A 2,125-nucleotide genomic window follows, 5' to 3' on the forward strand; every position below is an offset into this window, starting at 1 on the left:
GGCGGGGGGCCGGGGGCGTTGCAACGTGCATGGGTTCAATCTCCCTGGAACACGGGCTTTTGCTTGGCGGCGAACGCTTCGTAGGCGCGGCGGAAGTCTTCGGTCTGCATGCAGATGGCCTGGGCCTGCGCTTCGGCTTCGATGGCCTGCTCGATGGTCATGCTCCACTCCTGGCTCAGCATGGTCTTGGTCATGCCGTGGGCGAAGGTGGGACCGTCGGCCAGCGTGCGCGCCGTGGCCTGCACGTTGGCCAGCAGGTCAGCGCTCTCATACAAATCGTTGAAGAAGCCCCAGGCGAGACCCTCGTGCGCCGTCATCGCGCGGCCGGTGAACAGCAGTTCGCTGGCGCGGCCCTGGCCGATCATGCGCGGCAGCAGTGCGCAGGCGCCCATGTCGGCACCGGCCAGGCCCACGCGGGTGAACAAAAAGGCGGTCTTGGTGGCCTCGGTGCCGTAGCGCATGTCGCAGGCCAGCGCCATCATCGCGCCCGCACCGGCGCAGATGCCGTCGATGGCGCCCAGCACGGGCTGCGGGCAGGCGCGCATGGCTTTCACCAGGTCACCCGTCATGCGCGTGAACTCCAGCAGCTCGGGCATGGTCATGGTGGTGAGCGGGCCGATGATCTCGTGCACGTCGCCGCCCGAGCAGAAGTTGCCGCCCGCACCCGTGACCACGATGGCTTTCACATCGGTGGCAAAGCGCAGCGCGTAGAAGAAGTCGCGCAGCTCGGCATAGCTCTGGAAGGTGAGCGGGTTCTTGCGATCTGGGCGGTTGAGCATGACGGTGCCCACGCCGCCCGCAAAGCTCCAGCTGAAATGCTCGGCCACATAGCTGGCCTGCGGGTTGAACTGCTCGCGCATGGGGTTGCTCGCCCCGATGTAGTGCTTCATTCGGCTGTCTCCTGTGTATGTTCTTTCACCTTGCCCAGCAGGCGGTACAAGGTGGCGATGTCGCGCTCGCCCAGCGTGGCGAAGGCCTCGACGATCCATTGCTCGTGCTGGCGCGCCATGGTGTTGAACTGCTCGCGGCCCTGCGGCGTGAGGCGCACCAGGTACGCGCGGCGGTCGCCTTCCACGTCCAGGCGCTCGACCAGCCCTTCGGCCACGAGCTGGTCGGTGATGCCGGTGATGTTGCCGCTCGTCACCATCATGCGGCGCGAGAGTTCCTTCATCTTCATGCCGTCCGGCGCCCGCTCCAGCTGCGCCATCAGGTCGAAGCGAGGCAAGGTGGTGTCGAACTGCGCGCGCAGATGGCTGCGCACCTGCTTTTCGATGAGCTGGGTGCAGGTGAGCAGGCGCAGCCACAGGCGCAGGGCTTCGGGATGTTCGCTGGGGGCGGCGCCGTGCAGGCGGGCTTCGAGGTCCATGGGGGTTTACTCGATTGCTTCTATTTTTGTAGCTTCTGGCGCTTGATTCACTAGCGCTTGTGCCTGCTTTTGCTTGGAAATTTCGCGCAGCATCTGGTCGCGGCCGCTGTGATACTGCACCGGCCAGTCGGTGTGCGCTGCGGCCACGGGGCTCAACTGCGCGGCGGCGTGCAGCGTCCAGGCCGGGTCGGCCAGGTGGGGGCGGGCAATGGCACACAGGTCGGAGCGGCCGGCCGCGATGATGCTGTTGGCGTGGTCGGCCTCGGTGATCGCGCCCACGGCCATGGTGGCAATGCCCACTTCGTTGCGGATGCGGTCGGCAAACGGCGTCTGGTACATGCGGCCGTAGACGGGGCGCGAGTCGCGCGTGGTCTGGCCGGAGGACACGTCGATCAGGTCTGCGCCTGCCGCCTTGAACAAGCGCGCAATGGCGATGGCGTCGTCGGCAGTATTTCCGTCAGGGAGCCAGTCGTGGGCCGAGATACGCACGGAGAGCGGCTTGTCGGCCGGCCACACGGCGCGCAGCGCGGTCAGCACCTCCAGCGGGTAGCGGCAGCGGTTGTCCAGGCTGCCGCCATAGTCGTCCGTGCGCTGGTTGGTGGCGGGACTGATAAAGCTGGCCAGCAGGTAGCCGTGCGCGCAGTGCAGTTCCAGCCAGTCAAAGCCGCAGGCCATGGCGCGGCGGGCACTGTCCACAAAGGCGGCGGTCACGCGGTCCATGTCGGCACGGGTCATGGCGGCAGGCGTCTGGTTCTGCGC

2 protein-coding genes and 1 pseudogene are annotated in these 2,125 nt (G+C 66.9%); all 3 read right to left on the reverse strand.

The annotated features are described in order from the left end of the window. Positions 1-35 precede the first annotated feature (35 nt). Positions 36-890, reverse strand: a complete 855-nt coding sequence (locus DBR23_RS19310) for an enoyl-CoA hydratase family protein (protein WP_108499281.1) — start codon at positions 888-890, stop codon at positions 36-38. Further along, positions 887-1,366, reverse strand: a complete 480-nt coding sequence (locus tag DBR23_RS19315) for a MarR family winged helix-turn-helix transcriptional regulator (protein ID WP_108499282.1) — start codon at positions 1,364-1,366, stop codon at positions 887-889. The genes DBR23_RS19310 and DBR23_RS19315 overlap by 4 nt, the downstream gene beginning before the upstream one ends. A gap of 6 nt (positions 1,367-1,372) precedes the next feature. Next, positions 1,373-2,125, reverse strand: a pseudogene (locus DBR23_RS31150) (bifunctional salicylyl-CoA 5-hydroxylase/oxidoreductase); the annotation flags it as partial.

It is taken from the genome of Acidovorax sp. HMWF018, from assembly GCF_003061035.1.
GTDB lineage: Bacteria > Pseudomonadota > Gammaproteobacteria > Burkholderiales > Burkholderiaceae_C > Acidovorax > Acidovorax delafieldii.